Source organism: Microbulbifer mangrovi (genome assembly GCF_002009015.1).
Lineage (GTDB): Bacteria > Pseudomonadota > Gammaproteobacteria > Pseudomonadales > Cellvibrionaceae > Microbulbifer > Microbulbifer mangrovi.
The window spans coordinates 1-245 of sequence record NZ_LZDE01000011.1 but is presented as its reverse complement, the minus strand read 5'-3'; the positions used below and the strand labels follow the sequence as shown (position 1 = coordinate 245).

The 245-nt window shown below is 60.4% G+C and carries 1 protein-coding gene; it reads right to left on the bottom strand.

Annotation, left to right across the window (positions count from 1 at the left end):
• Nucleotides 1–245 (bottom strand): hypothetical protein (locus tag B4U49_RS00050; protein ID WP_143735405.1); only part of this gene is annotated, 245 nt, incomplete at both ends.

The window sequence follows — 245 nt, the reverse complement described above, 5'->3', positions numbered from 1 at the left end:
CGAGTCTGTAGCTTCTGACCTTTGCCACGCAATGCAGCGACACGGTTACCGTGAACATCGTACTCGTAGTGAGTATCGCCACGGAACTTGAGCCGGTTGCCGCTGATCTGAGCTGAGCCCGCCTGCTCCTTTGCTTCCTCGGCGCTGCCTGCAGCGGCGAGGATGTTGGAGGCGGGGTCGTGGACGAAGTGCTCGGGGTTTGGACCTTCGACCTGGGTCAGACGGTCTAGCGCGTCGTAGTGATA